Annotated in this window: 18 protein-coding genes; 9 read left to right on the forward strand and 9 right to left on the reverse strand. The window is 55.2% G+C overall.

The annotated features are described in order from the left end of the window. Positions 1-79: 79 nt before the first annotated feature. The 7 genes from JW885_07280 to JW885_07310 all read right to left on the reverse strand — a co-directional run bounded on the left by JW885_07280 (position 80) and on the right by JW885_07310 (position 6,064). Positions 80-367: a transposase gene (locus tag JW885_07280; GenBank protein ID MBN1881957.1), complete on the reverse strand. Its 288-nt coding sequence runs from the start codon at positions 365-367 to the stop codon at positions 80-82. Between the two features lie 71 nt (positions 368-438). Beyond that, a complete protein-coding gene (locus tag JW885_07285) occupies positions 439-939 on the reverse strand; it encodes a hydrogenase maturation protease (protein ID MBN1881958.1) in 501 nt (166 codons plus the stop codon). Further along, on the reverse strand, positions 920-2,368 hold the full coding sequence (locus JW885_07290) for a Ni/Fe hydrogenase subunit alpha (GenBank protein ID MBN1881959.1): 1,449 nt from the start codon (positions 2,366-2,368) through the stop codon (positions 920-922). Before JW885_07290 ends, JW885_07285 begins: the two co-directional genes overlap by 20 nt. Before the next feature lie 20 nt (positions 2,369-2,388). Next, positions 2,389-2,928 (reverse strand): NADP oxidoreductase, encoded by a 540-nt coding sequence (locus tag JW885_07295; protein MBN1881960.1) that lies wholly within the window; start codon positions 2,926-2,928, stop codon positions 2,389-2,391. A gap of 15 nt (positions 2,929-2,943) precedes the next feature. Then, positions 2,944-3,648 (reverse strand): (2Fe-2S)-binding protein, encoded by a 705-nt coding sequence (locus JW885_07300; protein MBN1881961.1) that lies wholly within the window; start codon positions 3,646-3,648, stop codon positions 2,944-2,946. After that, a complete protein-coding gene (locus JW885_07305) occupies positions 3,645-5,420 on the reverse strand; it encodes an NAD(P)H-dependent oxidoreductase subunit E (protein MBN1881962.1) in 1,776 nt (591 codons plus the stop codon). The genes JW885_07300 and JW885_07305 overlap by 4 nt, the downstream gene beginning before the upstream one ends. 464 nt (positions 5,421-5,884) lie before the next feature. Beyond that, positions 5,885-6,064, reverse strand: coding sequence for a PLDc N-terminal domain-containing protein (locus JW885_07310; protein MBN1881963.1), 180 nt, complete (start codon positions 6,062-6,064; stop codon positions 5,885-5,887). 547 nt (positions 6,065-6,611) lie between these two features. Here JW885_07310 and JW885_07315 point away from each other — a divergent pair. From JW885_07315 to JW885_07330, 4 genes are all read left to right on the forward strand, one after another. After that, positions 6,612-7,001, forward strand: coding sequence for a pyridoxamine 5'-phosphate oxidase family protein (locus JW885_07315; protein MBN1881964.1), 390 nt, complete (start codon positions 6,612-6,614; stop codon positions 6,999-7,001). A 32-nt stretch (positions 7,002-7,033) separates the two neighbouring features. Beyond that, a complete protein-coding gene (locus tag JW885_07320) occupies positions 7,034-7,942 on the forward strand; it encodes a TIGR01777 family oxidoreductase (protein MBN1881965.1) in 909 nt (302 codons plus the stop codon). A 70-nt stretch (positions 7,943-8,012) separates the two neighbouring features. Further along, entirely contained in the window at positions 8,013-8,852 is an 840-nt protein-coding gene (locus JW885_07325; protein MBN1881966.1) for an MBL fold metallo-hydrolase, read from the forward strand. Between the two features lie 237 nt (positions 8,853-9,089). Beyond that, a complete protein-coding gene (locus JW885_07330) occupies positions 9,090-9,929 on the forward strand; it encodes an MBL fold metallo-hydrolase (GenBank protein MBN1881967.1) in 840 nt (279 codons plus the stop codon). A gap of 40 nt (positions 9,930-9,969) precedes the next feature. Here the strand turns inward: JW885_07330 and JW885_07335 are convergent, their stop codons facing one another. After that, the gene (locus JW885_07335; GenBank protein ID MBN1881968.1) at positions 9,970-10,986 is read right to left on the reverse strand and encodes a mechanosensitive ion channel family protein; all 1,017 of its coding nucleotides are present in this window, start codon (positions 10,984-10,986) and stop codon (positions 9,970-9,972) included. A 567-nt stretch (positions 10,987-11,553) separates the two neighbouring features. Between JW885_07335 and ileS the strand changes: the two genes are divergently transcribed. Genes ileS through JW885_07355 form a run of 4 tightly spaced genes read left to right on the forward strand, consistent with a single transcriptional unit; the run spans position 11,554 to position 16,260 of the window. Then, positions 11,554-14,352, forward strand: coding sequence for an isoleucine--tRNA ligase (gene ileS / locus JW885_07340; protein ID MBN1881969.1), 2,799 nt, complete (start codon positions 11,554-11,556; stop codon positions 14,350-14,352). After that, positions 14,352-14,897 (forward strand): signal peptidase II, encoded by a 546-nt coding sequence (lspA, locus tag JW885_07345; protein ID MBN1881970.1) that lies wholly within the window; start codon positions 14,352-14,354, stop codon positions 14,895-14,897. Before ileS ends, lspA begins: the two co-directional genes overlap by 1 nt. Next, positions 14,897-15,697, forward strand: a complete 801-nt coding sequence (gene lgt / locus JW885_07350) for a prolipoprotein diacylglyceryl transferase (protein MBN1881971.1) — start codon at positions 14,897-14,899, stop codon at positions 15,695-15,697. The genes lspA and lgt overlap by 1 nt, the downstream gene beginning before the upstream one ends. A gap of 41 nt (positions 15,698-15,738) precedes the next feature. Next, positions 15,739-16,260, forward strand: a complete 522-nt coding sequence (locus tag JW885_07355; GenBank protein MBN1881972.1) for a hypothetical protein — start codon at positions 15,739-15,741, stop codon at positions 16,258-16,260. 248 nt (positions 16,261-16,508) lie between these two features. Here JW885_07355 and JW885_07360 read toward each other — a convergent pair whose 3' ends face one another. Further along, the gene (locus tag JW885_07360; GenBank protein ID MBN1881973.1) at positions 16,509-17,504 is read right to left on the reverse strand and encodes a 4Fe-4S binding protein; all 996 of its coding nucleotides are present in this window, start codon (positions 17,502-17,504) and stop codon (positions 16,509-16,511) included. Between the two features lie 206 nt (positions 17,505-17,710). On the opposite strand from JW885_07360, the gene JW885_07365 reads away from it, so the two are divergent. Then, positions 17,711-18,289 carry a winged helix-turn-helix transcriptional regulator gene (locus JW885_07365; GenBank protein MBN1881974.1) on the forward strand — a complete coding sequence of 193 codons (579 nt, stop codon included), beginning with the start codon at positions 17,711-17,713 and terminating at the stop codon, positions 18,287-18,289. Positions 18,290-18,356: the final 67 nt, after the last annotated feature.

An 18,356-nucleotide genomic window follows, 5' to 3' on the forward strand; every position in this document is an offset into this window, starting at 1 on the left:
AAAAAGTGCTGTAAATTCCCGTATCACCCGTTCCCGTCCTCGAAGTTCCAGATGTACCCGGCTCAAGCATATTTGTTGTTCAAAGACGCACCCGGCACCTTTCGGGCAGTGAAAGAACTGTAAGATCGTAATCAAGCCCGTTCTTAAGAACATCAAGAGCCCGGTCAGCCCTTCCGGACAGATCACCGAACACGGCCTCATATATCTTCCAGGCGTCGTCCCGATTATCCGACCCGAATATCCGCCTCAGGCCCGCAACCATCCGATCCTGTATATACCGAGGAGTTACCCCAAGAACATTGCGCATCAGGTGCACCTGACACCGCTGCCACGACGCACCCTGAAAATGACGCAGTATCGCCTTCACCAATCCCGGTGATCGTCCAAAATCACCACCTCAACACCGGGCAGGCTCGTTCCTTCAACCATGCCAGGGTCTCATTCCAGCTCGATGCGGGCCGTGGGATTCGCCGCCCATGCGGTGAGCTTTTGGGTGATAAATGAAAACGCCGCCTCGAAATTTTCCAGAGCCCCGGGCGTGAGACCCTCTTCGAGCTCGAAGGAGTATCCCCGGATACCCACAAGCCATGCCTGAGGTGTGTGTTTCATGTGTTCCTCGCATATGGCAAGAATCGTTTCGGGGGATACCGAATGGCTGGTGAAGGTTATCTCCTGAGACGGAGAGATCTGAGAGACCGAGAAGGGCTCCGGGCCGTTGATGCTGGCGTCAATGAATAAGGCGATGTCGTGCTCGGAGATGGTGGCGGCGTCCTCTATTTGGAGCTGCAGGTCCGCCTCCGAGGTGACACAGGGAAGGCCGAGGGCCTCTATGCCCTCGGCCATTAAAAATCCCATTGCGTCATCCTGGCGTCCGGGGTTGCCGTACCCGATTATGACGACCGTGTGTGTCACAGCGCTCCTATCCCTTGACCTTCTCATCGATGACGGCGCCGTCTCGATCGAGGAGCTGAACCAGAAGCTTCATCTGCCCGATGGCGTGGGTGGCGCAGGAGAGACACGGGTCGTACGCACGGATGCCCACCTCGATGTGGTTGAGGAGCCCCTCGGTGATCTCTTTCCCCTCCAGATACTGCTTCGCGACCATCTGCGTTACCCGGTTCATGGGCTCGTTGTTGTTCGTCGTGGAGACGATCAGGTTGGCGAGCACGATCTGGTCGTTGTCGTCGATCTCATAGTGGTGGAAGAGGGTGCCTCTCGGCGCCTCGAGGTACGCCACGCCGCGGTTTCTCCGCGTGCCTGTAACCGTCAGGTCGCCGCTCAAAAGGTCCGGATCGTCCAGAAGCTCCCGGATCTTTTCGGCGGCGTGAATCGTCTCGATCAGCCGGGCCCAGTGATAGGCCAGGGAAGAATGGACGGGCCGCCCGCCACCCAGGGCCATGAATTCCTGGCGCTCCTTTTCGGCGATGGGGGTGTCGATGTAGTTACAGGCGTTGACCCGGGCCAGGGGACCCACGCGATACCAGCCCTTCTCCTTGCCCAGCGGCTTGATGAAGGGGAACTTCATGTAGCTCCAGGGGCGGACTTCCTCGGCGATGTAGTCAAGGTAATCGGCGGGCTTGACCTGATCGAAGATGATCTTACCGTCGGCGTCGATGGCCCTCAGATTCCCGTCGTACAGGTCCATACAGCCGTCTTCCTTGACGATGCTGACGAAGTTGGAGTCGAAGGTGCCGAACTTCAACAGCTCGTCCTTGTTTTTGCTGATCACGTCCTTGCAGATCGAAAGGCCTAATTCTGCCCATTCAACCATGGTATCGGCGTCCTTTTTGAGGAAATCCCGATCCTCGACGGTCAAATGCTTGTTGATGCCGCCGGGGATGGCGCCGGTGCCGTGGACTTTCTTGCCGGCGGTCGCCTTGATGACTTCCTGGCCGTACTTGCGCATCAGGACCGCCTTGGTGGCGAGTTCCGGGTCGGCTTCGATGATCGCGATGACGTTTCTCTTCTCGGGCGGCGCGTCGAACCCGAACAAAAGATCCGGGGCGGAGAGATGGAAGAAGTGGAGGGCATGGGACTGATAGGTCTGCCCGTAATGCATCAGGCGGCGCATTTTTTCGCCGGTGGGGGTAAGCTTGTCCGCACCGACGATCACGTCGGTCGCCTTTGCGGCGGCCAGGTGATGGCTCACCGGGCAGATCCCGCACAGACGTTCCACGATGTTCGGGGCTTCCCAATAGAGCCTTCCCTGAACGAATCGCTCGAATCCGCGGAATTCATTGATGTGAAAGCGCGCCTGTTCAATATTGCCGTTTTCGTCAACATGGAGGGTCACTTTGCCGTGCCCCTCGACCCGGGTAACCGGATTGATGACTATTTTTCTTTTTCCCTTTTTAGCTGCAGCAGCCATAGGTCGGTTCCTCCAGCGATTTAATCGTATTTAATGAGCTCATAGGGGAGTTCGGGTTCCTTCCCGGAAAGAAGCGCCACCAGGGCGTTCCAGATGGTGTCCGCCGAGGGCGGACAGCCGGGGAGGAAGTAATCTACCTTGATAACCTCGTGAAGCGGATACACCTTGTCCAGGAGGAGCGAGATGTCCGGGTCGTTGGGGATGATCCCGTCGACGACCGTCGGGCCGTTCAGGTACGCCTCCTCCATACACTCCTTGAGGGTTACGGTATTTCGCATGGAAGGGACCGAGTTGGCCACGGCACAGGAGCCGAGGCCGATGATGATCTTGCAGTTTTCCCTGAACTTGCGCGCCACTTCCACGTGTTCTTCATTGCTGACGCCGCCCTCTATAATGCCGATATCCACAGGCTTCGTGAATTCCTTGATATCGTCGATGGGCGACTTGTTAAACTCCACAAGCTCCACCAGCTTGAGGATTCTATCGTCTATGTCCAGAATGGACATGTGACAGCCGAAACAGCTTGTCAAATGCTGCGTTGCGACCACAGGTTTTGCCATGACGTTCTCCTCTGCTTACTTCTGTTCTATATCAGAGCCGATGGGCTTCTTGTCGTACTTTCTCTGGCCGTAGGGGATGCGGTATCCTTGCCTCTTGATGACGATCGCCCCGGTGGGGCAGACTTCCGCCGCCTTGTCGGCCTTGGTCATGTCGGTTTCCCCGAGATTATGCTCCGCGTTGACGGCGATCTTCTTTTTTGCACCCCTGCCGACGAAGCCGAAGACGCTCTTGCCGTCGACTTCCTGAGACGCCCGGATACATCGGCCGCACAAGATGCACCGATCCCGGTCGATGTAGACATCCGGATGGGATGCGTCAACGGTATGCTTCGGACGCATGTAGGGAAGCGTCGGGGTGATCATACCGAGTCGGTATGCCGTCGCCTGAAGCTCGCACTCGCCGCTGACCTCACAGGAGGGGCAGTAGTGGTTCCCCTCGACAAAATGCATCTCTACGAGCCTGCAGCGGAAATCCTTCAGGTCGGGGGTATCGTTATCGATGATCTGCCCTTCTTCCGCGGGGAATACGCAGGAAGCCTGGGGGCGTCCGTTTACCTTGACGGTACAGACCCGGCAGTTGCCGCCGGCGGGGAGGTCCTTGTGCCAGCAGAGTCGGGGGATATAGACGCCGGCGGCGTCGGCCGCTTGCATAATCGTCTGTCCCGGCGTTGCCGGTATCTTCTTGCCGTCTATGGTGATAGTGAGAGTGTCTTTGCTCATGAGTGTGCCTCCTCAAGTTCGGATTTTCTTCCCGCCATCTCCTCGCCGGCCTTGACGGCCTTGTCGAATTCAAAGCGGCCGATGTATTCATCGGGCCTGAGGATGGCTTTATACAGCTCCGGGAAGCTTTCCATGCTCGTCAGAATCGGATTGGCGGCCGTTTGCCCCAGTCCGCAGCGGCTCATGGTCTTGACGAGCTCTCCCAGATGTTTCAGATTGTCGAGATCCGCCTGTGTGCCCCTGCCGTCCAGGATCTTTTCAAATTCCACCAGGAGCAGGCTGGTACCGATCCGGCACGGTGCGCACCATCCACAGGACTCTTCGGTGAAGAACTCCATGAATTGATGCATGTACTTGAGGACGTCTCTCGACTCGTCGAAGACGATGAAAGAGCCGCCGGTGGGGTACTCTTCGAATGAAATCCTGGCGCCGAAGTCCTTGGGGGCCAAAAGACGTCCCGACGGGCCGCCGATCTGGACCGCCTTGGTCTTTTTGGCGCCGCACAGTTTGAGAAAATCTGCAATGGTGGTTCCGTAATCGATTTCGTAGACGCCCGGCTCTTTACAGTCGCCGGAGACACTGATGAGCTTGGTGCCGGTGGAGTCCTTGGTGCCGATGGCGGAAAACCAGTCCGCGCCCTTTTCCATGACCCGGGCGGCGGCGCACAGGGTTTCCACGTTATTCACCGAGGTGGGTTTATCCATGTAGCCCTTTTCAACCGGGAAGGGCGGACGCTCTCTGGGGGCTCCCCGCTTCCCCTCGGCGGATTCCAACAACGCTGATTCCTCGCCACAGACATAGGCCCCGGCGCCCAGCTGGATGCGGATATCGAAATTGAAGCCTTTTTTGCCTTTGATGTCGGCGCCCAGGAGGTTGTTTTTTCTGCGCTCTTCCAAGGCCTTTTCCAAAGCGGGCTTCATATAGGCGTACTCACCCCGGAGGTAGAGAATGCCCTCCGCTGCGCCAAGGGCGTAACCGGCTACGGTCATACCCTCGAAAAGCAGATCCGGCTTTTCTCTCAGGATAACGCGATCCTTGAATGTGCCCGGTTCTCCCTCGTCGGCGTTACAGACGACATAGCGGGTATCGGACTTGTTCATGCGGCAGAATATCCATTTCCGTCCCGTGGGGAAACCCGCACCGCCCCGTCCACGAAGACCGGATTTGTCGATTGTCTTGATCACTTCATCGGGCGACATCTTAAGTGTCGCGTCCAGGGCCGCTCCGTTTTCCATGGGTGCGAAGATGACCGGCCCCTCCTTCTTCAGGTTGGCCGCAACCTTTGCGCCGGGAAGGTCGGAAACGGCGTCTTTTTTCGCGGCGTCGATGACCTTTTTTACGTCTTTGGGCGTAAGATTTCCCACCGGGACGCCGTCGACGATGGCCGAGGGGGCCTGATCGCTCATGCCGATACACTCGGCATAACCCAGGCTGAAAAGGCGGTCGGATGTGGTTTCGCCGCACGAGACGCCCAGCTCCTTCTCGAAGGCCTTGACAACGTCCGCGCCTCCGTTCATCCACTCGACGACGCTTTTGCTGACAAGCACTTCATGTTTCCCCGTTTTTTTCCGGGGGAAGAATGCGTAGAAGCTGAGGGTATCGCGTACCTTGACCCGGGGCATGTTCATAGCCTCGGCGATTACGCCGATCGTCTCCTCGGAAAAGTATCCCAGCTCTTCTTTGATATCCAGCAGGACATCCATGAGCCGAGCAGGATCCTTGTCATACTTCTCCGCAATACTGCGGATGGTTTTCACCTGATCTCCTGCCATGTCCTCTCCTCTAACAAGTTTATATTGAATAGTGTTTTTCTAACCGGATTTGTTCGCAATCTCAGAACGACCGCTTGTGACACATATTTGTCACCCGTCGTATGAATGCAAGATTATATTATAATAGAAAAAGGTCGAAAGAAGGAAATTTTCTGAATTTATCTCTACCGTTTTTTGATTAACAATGAAAAGTGGGGTAGAATCGTAACTAAATCATGATATGTTGTCAAGTCTTTTATAGAAATGTATTATTTCCGATAAAAAAAAGCGGGAAGGGATGAGCTTGTGTTCTGCTGTGGAGGGATGTAGAGACATGGAAGAGATGCTCTCTTTCGAAAGCATCTGCCTGTTTTACACAAATCGAGACGTGTCTTCAGAAAAAACCGGCCGTTCTCGGCCGGTCGTTTCGTTATACGGATTCCCGCCTTTTTCAATGTCCGGATCGTCCGGGGCTGTGTGCATTTCTACTTCTTCGGCCCCATGAGGAGCCAGAACATCAAGCCGATAATAGGCAGAACGATGATCACGACGATCCAGAACACCTTTTTACCCGTGGACGCCCTGCTCTGAACCGTCTTCACGATGGCCCAGACATCCGCTATTAAAAGAATAAGGCCAAGAATGCCGCCGACTTCGATTCCCATATGTCCTCCTGTGTATATAAATGTTTTAAAAATACCGAGTGGGAAAACAGAACGGCTTTTAAGTGGATTCGTTCTGTTTTCTTTTATTGATATATATTATAATTTTTCGCACGTGTATTCAAGGATAAACCGAAAAAGCGTAGTGTAACGCCGAAGATCGGTGCTGTTGGTGTTCGATGGTGAGGTGAGGAGCTTTTTGCCGCTCTGCGCTTTTATGTGTGAGGCATCAAGGTTTTTTTCAGGGTACCGGGAAGAAAACGTGACCGGTATGTTGTGATACATTCCTTTTTGGAAACTGTGATATAGGACACAAAAATAAATGTAAGTTGTATTGTATCATAATACTACATACCGAGAAAAACGACGCAAAGAAAGAAATCTGTTTGTAATGGGGTGTGCCGACGGAGAAAGAGAAACTTCTCGGCACTCGGGAGGGTGTGGTCTCTTCAAATAAACTGTTTGCCACAGTCGGAATGAACGGTATAATGGAAAGTAAAAAAACGAAGAGCAAAACGCAAACCCTGACTCGATCGGGAGCAAGGCGCCCGTGAACCTGAAACAGTATTTTGACGATACCGACGGATTCGGCGTACTGGTAACATCGGATGACGAGGGACTGGTCAACGGCGCCGTATACGGACGGCCGCACGTATTGGATGACGGCACCCTGGCGTTTATCATGAGGCACCGGAGATCGTATCGGAACCTTCGGTCGAATCCTCATGCAGCGTATGTTTTCATAGAAAAGGGTGAGGGGTATTCGGGAAAACGGTTCTATTTGACGAGTATCAAAGAGAGCGGCGATGCGGCGGTCATCGAGGCTCTCAGGCGAAGGAAGCGACCGGAAAAAGCCGAAGGGACCGAGACCGAGGGCGTGTCGGTCGTCTATTTCTCCGTCGACGCGATCCGTCCCCTGGTGGGCGACGGTGATCCATAAAACGCATTCCGCGTTGCGTGAGGAGATGTGTCGTGACCGTTTTTATGACAGGCGGGACCGGATTTGTGGGAACCGCCCTGGCACGGACGCTCGTTGATGCGGGGATGCAGGTGACGGTGCTGTGCCGTTACGGCGAAAATCCTCCCGGTCTGCCAGAGGGTGCGGCGCCTTTCGAGGGAGACCCGACCCGCCCCGGCCCCTGGCAGGATGAGGCCGCCCGGCACGACACATTCATCAATCTGGCCGGGGCGTCCATCTTCAGCCGCTGGACGAAACGGCAAAAGGCGCTCATCCGAGAAAGCCGCATGGCCACGACCGAGAATCTCGTGGCCGCCGTCGGGAAGAGAGGAAAAAAATCCACGACGCTCTTCAGTACCTCGGCGGTGGGGTATTATGGTTTTACCGGGGACGATGAGTTGACGGAACACGCTCCGGCGGGGGATGATTTTCTTGCCCGAATCGCCGCCGATTGGGAGCGGGCCGCACGCAAGGCCGAAGAATACGGCGCTCGGGTGGTCATCACCCGGTTCGGCATCGTTATAGGGCCGGGCGGCGGCGCTCTGAGCCGGATGATACCGCTGTTTCGATGGGGATTGGGAAGTCCCCTGGGGAGCGGGCGCCAGTGGTTTTCATGGATACATCTCGACGACCTGTGCCGCGCGTTTTTGTTTTTAATGGAACATCCCGAGATTACGGGACCGGTCAACTGTACGTCGCCCGCGGCCGTTACAAATCGGGATTTGACAAAGAGTCTGGCGGCTCAGCTCTCCCGTCCCGTGTTTCTGCCGCCGATTCCGGCCCCGGTGCTTCGGATCGTTCTGGGTGAGTTCTCGCACGTTCTGGTCCGAGGACAGCGGGTGGTGCCGAAGCGACTGACGGATGCGGGATTTGAATTTGAATATCCCAAAATAGATGGAGCGATCAGGAGTTCTCTCGATTGATGTGGTGATGCTCGCGAACAATTTGTTTATATATATACATTCGGTCATTGTGTCTTGGGAGGAATAAGGTATGAAGATCAGGGTCTGGGGTGCCCGGGGATCCATCCCGGTATCCGGCAGGGATTATATCAAATACGGCGGAGACACCACCTGCCTCGAGGTTCGTACAAAGAATGACGACATCATTATCATAGACGCCGGTACCGGTCTGAGACGGTTGGGAAACCTGCTGGTGAAAGAGGGACGCACCGACTATCATATGCTGTTTACCCATGTGCATTGGGACCACCTGCTGGGATTTCCCTTTTTCAAGCCGCTGTATAAGGACGACACCAGTATCTGGATGTACGGCGGCCAAATGGCCCAGGATTCCATTAAAGGTCTCGTCTCCCCGGTCATGAACCCGCCCAATTTCCCGGTTAATTACGACAATCTGAACGCACACATTGAATATCAAGGCGAGTGTGAACTGGAGTTTGCCATCGGATCGGTTGAGATTCAGGCGATTCCGATCAGTCATCCCAACGAGGGGATGGGCTACAGGCTTACGGAGGACGGGAAAAGTTTCGTATTTTTGACCGATAACGAGTTGACCTATGTCCACCCGGGCGGCAGAGAATTTGACGATTATCTCGAATTTTCCAAGGGCACAGACCTTTTGATACACGATACGGAGTTCACCGCCGAGGAATACAAGAAAACGAAGACCTGGGGCCACTCGGTGTATAACGATGTGGTGGATATGGCGATACGGGCCGGGGTCAAGAGTTTGTGCCTCTGGCACCACAACCAGGACAGGAAAGATGACCAGGTGGACTGGATGCTCCAGGACTGCCGGAGGCTGGTGAAGGAGCGGGGTGCAGAACTTGAGTGTATCGCTGCATACCAGGATATGGAGATCATCCTGTAATATAAAAAAACCTGATGTGACGATGTGCGATGTGCCTGATCGGTAATACGGCCGTGCTGCAGGCATGTCCCTGTCGATTTTTTGCGGCCTGTTTTATATTCCGCACAGAGTTCGTGTATACGGGTAAACCAGAAGCCTTCCCATGTGCGGAGGGGAAAGGGGATCCGTCGTCCGTATCGTGCGCGGCTGATTTTGTTACACAATTCAAAAGGTACTGAATCTCATTCGGGGAAGTTCATGCTGATAAGGATCTGGGGCGCCCGGGGTTCCACCCCCGTATCGGGCGCCGAATACGTGGAGTTCGGCGGCGACACGACATGTCTGGAGGTCGTCGCGAACAGCGGCGATACCATCATTCTCGATGCGGGCACCGGCATCCGGAGGCTGGGAGCCGAGGCGTATCAAAAGGGTAAGACCGATTTTCATATCCTCTTCACCCACGGCCACTGGGATCACTTGTTCGGACTTCCCTATTTCAAACCGCTTCATAATTCCTCCACGCGGTTGTGGCTCTACGGATACCGGGGGAAGGAGGGCGCCGTCAGGGATCTTATTTCGTCGTTACTGTCGCCTCCCCATTTCCCGGTCGACTATGAGAACATCACGGCCCGGAGGGAATACCGCAATGGAGACGGCTCCGAATATCGTATCGGCACGATTACCATCCGCTCCATACCGATCAGCCATCCAGGCGGCGGGCTCGGCTATCGGCTGACCGAAGGGGATACGACGATGGTGTTTCTCACCGATAATGAGCTGGGGTACGAACATCCGGGGCGCGCGACGTATGATGAATACCTGGAGTTCTGTCGGGACGCGGACCTCTTGATACACGACGCGGAATTTACGCCGATGGAATACGGGCGTGTGCGGTCCTGGGGGCATTCATCATATGCGGATGCGGTGGACCTGGCCGCGGACGCCGGCGTGAAGAGACTGTGCCTGTGGCATCACAACCATGAGCGGTCTGATGAAGGGCTGGCGCGTATCGAGCGGGAGAGTCGACAGATCGCACTGAAAAGGGAGAGCGGGCTTTTATGCTTCGCCGCACGGCAGGATATGGAGCTCTCCCTGTAATGTGCGCGAAACGGCCGCAGGTAATAATTTCCGGCGGGGGTTATTTCGTCTTTTTCGGGAGGCCGGTTCGGGATGTATCGGGCGGCGCTGCTGTCCCGGCCGGATCGGCACCTTTTTCCCCCTCGAGGTAATTGGCATAGAAGCGCTGGGTCGGGTAGGCGAAATCGATATCGTCATGGTCGGCGAATGCCCTGAGAATATCCTCCCAGATATCCTGCTCGCTCGTCCGCCGGTCTCTCGGTGCGCACAGATACCGGATCGTGAGGAGCACTCCGCTTTCTTTGACGCTGGTATATACGGCGGGTGTCAGGTTTGTGTAGAAAATGAGGAATCTCCTGGCCGCCTGGCGGACCTTTCTCTCCGCCCGTTCCGTCAGATGCAGTGCGTTGGCGTCGACGATTTCCTTCAGTATCTCCTTTGCCTTCTGCCAGTCGCTCTCGAAGGTGAGCAGGACGGGTATCTCGTTCCAGATATATTCAAAGCCCTTTGAATAGTTGGCCTGCATCTCCGTAAATATCTTGCCGTTGGGTATATGAATGATACGCCCGGTGCTCTGGTCGGCGTCCACCCAGTTGCCGATTTCAAGAAGCGTGAACTGAAAGATGCGGATATCGATGACGTCTCCTTTGTGTTCTCCCATCTGGATGCGATCGCCCACTTCCAGGGGGCGCCGCCACAGGATGAACGCCCATCCGGCCAGGTTGACCAGGGGGTCCTTAAGAGCGATGGCGAGGCCGGCGGAAAGGAGCCCCAGAAAGGTCACCACGGATTGGAACGCCTCAAACCAGGTGCGGCCGATAATGAGGATGCCCAAAAAGACACTGATATATGTTGAAATCTTACGCCACTGGTAGCGATCTTTGATATTTTTGACCCACTGGAAGGCGATTCTGAGAACGACGGTCCTGACAAACCAGATGAGAAGGATCACCATCAGGGTGACGAAAACTTTTTTAACGACATCGGGGTTGACGTCGGTAAATTCCTGAAGCCAGTGGGAAAAATCCACAAACCGGTCGACGGCGGTTTTGAAAAGAGACGAAGCTGTTTTTTTCATAAATAGAGAAACCTCCGCCGGCGCCGGGTGACGCGAGACCCAATGATGGATCCGGGTATATATATCAAACGGGAGTGTGCGCTAAAAAAATAAAATTTTACCACGAAACCGATCACCCCGCAAGGGGGCGGATATGACCGCGGTCGACAGGGGGAGTTGTCCCCGTTGTCGGGGGACGCGCATCCCCCGCAGGCCTGTTTTCGGTATGGTGTCGGGGGCACTGTCTGAATTCCCCGTACGGCGGACGAAACATCCCCAGTTCCCCCTCTGGCACCCTCCCTCTTTAAAAAAAGGGAATCCATATATTTCCCTTTAACGGGAGGTGTCCAATCGTGCTTGTTTGCGGTGTTATACACGGCCGCCATCGAATCACCTCCCTGAAGGGGCGGAGACCGGCCGGGGTACGGGCGTGCAACCGTCGGGGAGTTTCTCCTTGACAAAAAATGAAATCGCGTGATAATCTTTCTAAGTTTATCTGTATATATTGGTTTCCCGTCGGGACGAGTGGGCGGGTAAAAAAGGCAATAGATCGCCCGTTCCCGGCATACACAGCGATCGGAGCAGGAGATGGACTACAAGGATACGCTCAACCTTCCGAAAACCGAATTCCCCATGAAGGCGAATTTGTCCAAGCGAGAGCCCCAGACCCTTTCCCGATGGGAGGAGATGCGGATATACGAGAGAATCATGGACATCTCCAAGGGCCGGGAAAAGTGGATCCTTCACGACGGGCCCCCCTACGCCAATGGGCACATTCACCTGGGCACGGTCCTCAATAAGGTTCTCAAGGACCTGATCGTCAAATCCCGCTTCATGATGGGATACGACAGCTACTACGTTCCCGGGTGGGACTGCCACGGGCTTCCCATCGAGCACCAGGTGGACAAGGAGCTGGGCGAGAAAAAGCTCGAGCTTTCCAAGAGCGAAATTCGAAAACGCTGTCGGACGTTCGCGGAAAAATTCATCGATATCCAGAGAAACGAGTTCATCCGGCTGGGAGTCTTCGGCGACTGGTTCGATCCCTACCTGACAATGACCTACGACTACGAGGCCACCATCATCCGGGAGTTCGCAAAGTTCGCCGAGTCCGGGTCGGTTTACCGGGGCAAAAAGCCGGTGTACTGGTGCGCCTCATGCGTGACGGCGCTGGCCGAGGCGGAGGTGGAATACCACGACCACGAATCCCCGTCGATCTACGTGAAGTTCCCGATGATCGACGACCTGTCGGACCTCTTTCCGGAACTTTCGGGCAAAAACGTCTCCGTGATCATCTGGACCACCACACCCTGGACGATCCCGGCGAACCTCGCCATTGCAGTGCATCCGGAGTTTGAATACATCGCCGCCGAGGTGAAGCCCGGCGAGGTGCTGATCCTGGCGCAGGATCTGGCGGACCTCGTGTTACCGTCCTTCGGTATGGGCGAGTATACGACCCTCGCGACATTCAAGGGCAAAGAACTGGAGTACAAGAAGGCGAAGCACCCGCTCTATGATCGGGAGTCGGTCATCATCCTGGCAGACTACGTGACCCTCGATGCGGGTACGGGCTGCGTCCACACCGCTCCCGGCCACGGCCAGGAGGACTACGAATCGGGCCTCAAGTACGGTCTTGCCATCTACGCGCCGGTGGACGATTACGGCAATTTCACCGACGATGTGGAGCTCTTCGCGGGCCGGAACGTCTTCGATGCGAACGAGAGCGTCAACGAAAAACTCGAAGAGACGGGCACCCTTCTCCGCACGGAGATATACGGCCATCAATACCCGCACTGCTGGCGGTGCAAACAGCCCATCGTCTTTCGATCCACCCCCCAGTGGTTTATCTCCATGGATGAAAAAAGCTTGAGGGAAAAGGCTTTATCGGAGATCGAGCGGGTCACCTGGATACCGAAGTGGGGGAAAGACCGCATCTTTGGGATGATAGAGAACCGTCCGGACTGGTGCATCTCCCGTCAGCGATCCTGGGGCGTGCCCATCACGGTCGTCTACTGCGATTCGTGCAACGCCGATATCATCAATCCCGAGAGCCTCGAAAAGGTCGCCGCCGCCATGGAAAAAGATGGGGCGGACGTCTGGTTCGACCGGGACGTCAAGGAATTTTTACCCGAAGGATTCTCTTGTCCGAACTGTCAGGGAACGAGCTTCACCAAGTGTGAGGACATTTTGGATGTCTGGTTCGACTCCGGCTCCAGCTACGCCGCCGTGTGCGAAAAGCGGCCCGGGCTGAAGCCGGTGCCGGATATGTATCTCGAGGGGAGCGACCAGCATCGGGGCTGGTTCCATTCATCGCTTCTCATCTCCGTCGGCAACCGGGGCCGCGCCCCTTACCGGGAGGTGCTGACCCACGGATTCCTGGTCGACGGCGAGGGCCGAAAGATGAGCAAGTCCCTGGGGAACTTCATCGCCCCGAACGAGGTCATCGAAAAATACGGCGCGGAAATTCTCAGACTCTGGGTGAGCGCCGTGGACTATCGGGAGGATATCCGAGTCTCCCAGGAAATCCTTCAGCGAACCAGCGAGGCGTACCGCCGCATCAGGAACACCTCCCGGTTTATCCTGGGCAACCTTTTCGATTTCGACCCGAAAACCGATTTCTCCCCGATGAGTGATCTCACCGATCTCGATCGCTATACCCTTTCGGCCTTTACAAAGATGGTTTCCCGGGTGCTGAAGGCGTATAACGACTACGAATTTCACGTGATCTATCACGCCATACACAACTTCTGCGCCGTGGACCTGAGCGCCCAGTACCTTGACATCATCAAGGACAGGCTCTATACCACGGGTGCGTCGTCCAAAGAGCGGCGGGCCGCCCAGACGACCATGTACATAATCCTCAAGGATATGGTCAAGCTCATGGCGCCCATCCTCTCGTTCACCGCCGAGGAAATCTGGCAGGAGATGCCGGGAGACGATAAAGAAGAGAGCGTGCATTTTGTCGGTTTCCCGGAGGCCGACGAGGCGTTCCGTGATACTGACCTGGAGGAAACCTGGGAGGTTATCTACGAAACGAGGAGTGCCGTGACTAAGGTCCTCGAAGAGGCGCGTCGGGAGAAGGTCATCGGCCATTCCCTGGACGCCCGGGTGACGCTTTCCGCCGCCGGCAGGAGAAAGGATATCCTCGCCAGTTATGAGTCGATATTGGCGGATATATTCATCGTCTCGGACGTCGTGCTGGCCGATGACGCCCCGAAAAACGCCACAGAAAACGAGGATATCCCGAACCTGTTTGTCGCGGTGGAAAAGGCCCCCGGGGAGAAATGTCCCCGCTGCTGGCACTATACCGAGGACATCGGAAGTGATGCCGCGTATCCCGATATCTGTGGGCGATGCGTCGGTAACCTGAAGGGAGGGAAAGACGCATAATGACCAAAACGGACGCGCACAAAATTCCGGAGAAGAATGAAAACCGGCGAAAGATTATCATGTTTTCCATCATCGCGGTTTTCGTGATTGTCTTTGATCAGATTACCAAGCACCTCATCGACACCACCATGCGCCTGGGCGAGCGTATCGAGATCATTCCGAATTTTCTCGATATCCGCTACATCAGCAATACCGGCGCGGCATTCGGCATCATGGCGAAGCTGCCGGACGGCGCCCGGCTCCCGTTTCTGATAGGGGTCTCGATTCTGGCGATGCTGCTTGTGTTCTATCTCTTCGTGAAAGCCGAGGGGAACAGAGTCGCCTACCAGGTTTCCCTGGCGCTGGTATTTTCCGGGGCCGTGGGCAACCTCATCGATCGGGTCTGGTTGGGATTCGTTCGCGATTTCGTCGACGCCCATATATACGATCTGCACTGGCCGGTATTCAACGTGGCGGATTCGGCCATCACCGTCGGAATCGTCATTCTGGCATATGAACTCCTGATACGGGAGCCCCGCCTCGAACGGGAGGCCGAACGCGGCTGATGCATCCGGTTCTTTTTTCCATAGACGGACTGACGATCTACACCTACGGATTGTGCATGTCCGTTGCGTTTCTGGTCTCCTTCGGCTGGGGATTGCTGGAGGTGAAGCGACGGGGGCTTTCGGTGGAAACCGGCATCGACCTGACCTTCTGGGCGCTGATTTCCGGCCTGTTTTTCTCCCGGCTCGCCTATGTGCTGGTCAACCTCTCCTTCTTCATCGCCAATCCCCTGAGGACCGTCATGATATGGGAGGGGGGGCTTGTATGGTACGGGGCCTTTTTCGGCGCGATTGCCGCGGGGGCGATCTTCTTTCGGGCGCACAAACTCAACGGATGGCTGTGGGCGGATATCGCCGCCCCGTTTTTCGCCCTGGGCCAGGGCATCGGCCGTATCGGCTGTTTCATGGCGGGGTGCTGCTACGGCCGTCCCACCGATTTATGCTGGGGAGTCGTGTTCACCAAATCAGAAATTGCGCCGCTGGGGGTGCCGCTTCACCCCGCCCAGCTCTACGCCGTCGTCGCCAATCTGCTCCTGTTTCTGTTTCTCTTTCAGCGGCGGAGAAGATCGAATTTCGACGGGGAGCAGATACTCGCATACGTGATTCTGTACGCTGTCTTGCGGAGCATCCTGGAGGTTTTTCGGGGTGATCCGAGGGGGTTTTGGTTGGGAGGTACGGTCTCCACATCCCAGATGATCGCCGTCGTGGCCGTAATGGGTGCGGCCGGGCTCTATTATTACCTGAAGAGCCGGGGGAAAACGTCCCGGACGGAAAGAGAAGCCGGGACCGAATCGGGCTCGTAACGCCGAGTTGCACAGCGGACCGGAGGAAGGAAATAACACACATGGATGAGAAAAAAAGAAAGCTGTCCGATCGATTATTTCCCGATTATCGCCTCTATGACGAGGTGCCCTTCGGTTTTTGGTATGTCGGTTTTTTCGGTATTGTGCTGGCGTTTTTCAACCTGGCCATCAATTTTTTCTCCCACCTGTCTTTGCTGCTCGGATTTCTGACCGATACGCTCTTTGACGTCCCGAAAGATCCCGGGGCCTTTGACCTGTTTCTCTCCGGCCTGTTCGCCCTCTACTACCTCTTTTCCGGCGTTCTTTTCCTCCGTTTCAGCGTTCAGTACTGGAATTTCAAACACAGGGCGGCCATACGGTTCCGACGGCTCCTCATGATCGATATGGGAGTATTCGTCGTCTATAACCTCCTCTATTTCGCCGGGCTCTACCTCTACAAGAACCACTACCTTGTCCCCAAGCTGCCCATCTATATCGTCCTCTCGGTGGTGGCCCTCTACTACCTGTTTCAGAACGTGGGAAAGACGGCCGAGAAGGCGGTCGTTCGAATCGACGGGAAATAACGGGCGGCGAAATACCCGGAGGCATATTTTCAGTAAACAGTGTGATCACGAAGAACGCCCTGATATCAACATGTGATGTCGGGGCGTTCGTGTTATATCCGAGTCTGTCGACGTATGGGTGAAATGGCACCCGAAAGATCCGGACGCCGGCGGGGAGGTTCTTTCGAATTTAAAAAAAGGCCGACGCGAAAAACGCGTCGGTCGTTTGGAAACAAAAACATCTTTTGTGAGTGTTCGCCGAATTCCCGTCAGGCGGGGATGGTATCCACATCCCGTGTTTCTATCAGGATAATCGCCTCAACCGGACATGCGGGAACACACACGCCGCACCCCATGCACCTGTCCGGATCCACGAGGGCCGTGTCGTCTTCCTCCATGGAAATGGCGCCGAAAAAACACCGCTCGATACACGATTCACATCCGGTACACTCGATTTCGTTCACCTGGGCGGTGAACCTGCTGGGAGCCAGGATATTGACTCCCTCCTTGATGAAGACCGGCATGGTCTGACAGCAATCCCGACAGCAGTTGCAGATAAAATTCTGTTTGGACGCGCTGTTCATGATGACGTGCACCAGTCCCTCCTCGTCGCATTTTTCGATGATTTCTCTGGCCTCGTCCCGGGTCAGTTCCCTCCCGGTTCCCCGCTCGATGGCGTAATCGGCGGATCTATCCACCTGGACGCACACCTCCAGGGGGGCGCCGCACTTGCCGTCTATGGTTCGACACGTGCAGTTCGTCACCGCGAACCTCCGGGCGTTGTCGAGAATCTTCATCACGTCATCGATGGTCTGGACCTGGGAATCCGCCTCAATGGACTGCCCCACCGGCACAACTCTGGTGAAGGGGTCCTTGACCACCTTTTCAATCACCTTGGCGTATGAAGACCATTCGGTGTCCATATATTTCTTCCAGAGGTTATGGTACTCCTTCGGAGCCTCCGGCCACAGTATCGTCGCGTCGTGAAACTGGACGATATCCCTACACATGCGGTATTTCGTTATGTCGTCCTTGGTGGACTTGAACATCAATCCCTTATGAAAGAGTTCATCGAGCATCTCCTGAGTGGTTTTTTTATCCTTTCCCGTTTTTTCGCTCAATTCGTCGACGGTTCCCGGAGTCGCCAGCATCAACCGGGCCTCGTCGTCGCTGGCGATAAATGCGAACAGCTCCGGTATAATTTTTGAGCCGGATGTCATGATCCTATCGGAGAGCTGCTCGTACAGGCTCTTCTCTTCGGTCATTTTGCGCGTCCTCCTTGTGGCTTTGTGTGCAGGGTGTCGATATTCTTCTTACTGAGAGACATTAACCCACGCAGATGGTAACATCGGCGTGACGGCTTGTCAAGTGGCGCATCGGGGCCGTGTCCCCGGTCCGTTTTTTCTTGACAGGTCCTCTCTAAAACAATAAAATTCAATAATTGAACATCGTATTATTGTTATATAATGTTATGGACAAAGAAGATCTGCGAATCCTCCGCATTATGGAGGAGGTGGAGAATAAAGATAATATAACCCAGCGGGAATTGGCGGGGAAGCTGGGGATCTCCATCGGCATGACAAATATTTTCATAAAGCGCATCATCAAAAAGGGCTACATGAAGATCACCACCATTCCGCCCAGGCGTCTCGCATACATTATCACCCCCAAGGGATTCATGGAAAAATCGAGGCTGACCATGGAATACCTCAAGTATTCCCTGGATTTCTATCGGTCGATCAAAACCCAGATCGAAGAACGCCTTGTCGAGATAGAGAGCGCCGGATCTGAGACGCTTGTGTTCTACGGCACCGGCGACATCTGTGAGCTGGCGTGTCTCTTTCTGGGCGAAACGGGGATGACCCTGACGGCAATCGCCGACGACACCGGCACCGGTTCGGTGTTCCACATGTCGATCATCCCGCCGGAGAAACTGCCGTCGGTGCACTGGGATGCTCTCTTGATTACCTCTCTCGAAGATGTGGATGTGAAACGACAAAGGCTTTCGGAATTGGGCATAGAGCACGAAAAAATATATACGCTTCAGTAAAACGAGCGATAAAACAGGAATTCTGTGATATACAAAAACAGGTAAAGACCCCGAGGAGTCATACGTG

The organism is Candidatus Zymogenaceae bacterium, from assembly GCA_016931225.1.
Lineage (GTDB): Bacteria > Desulfobacterota > Zymogenia > Zymogenales > Zymogenaceae > JAFGFE01.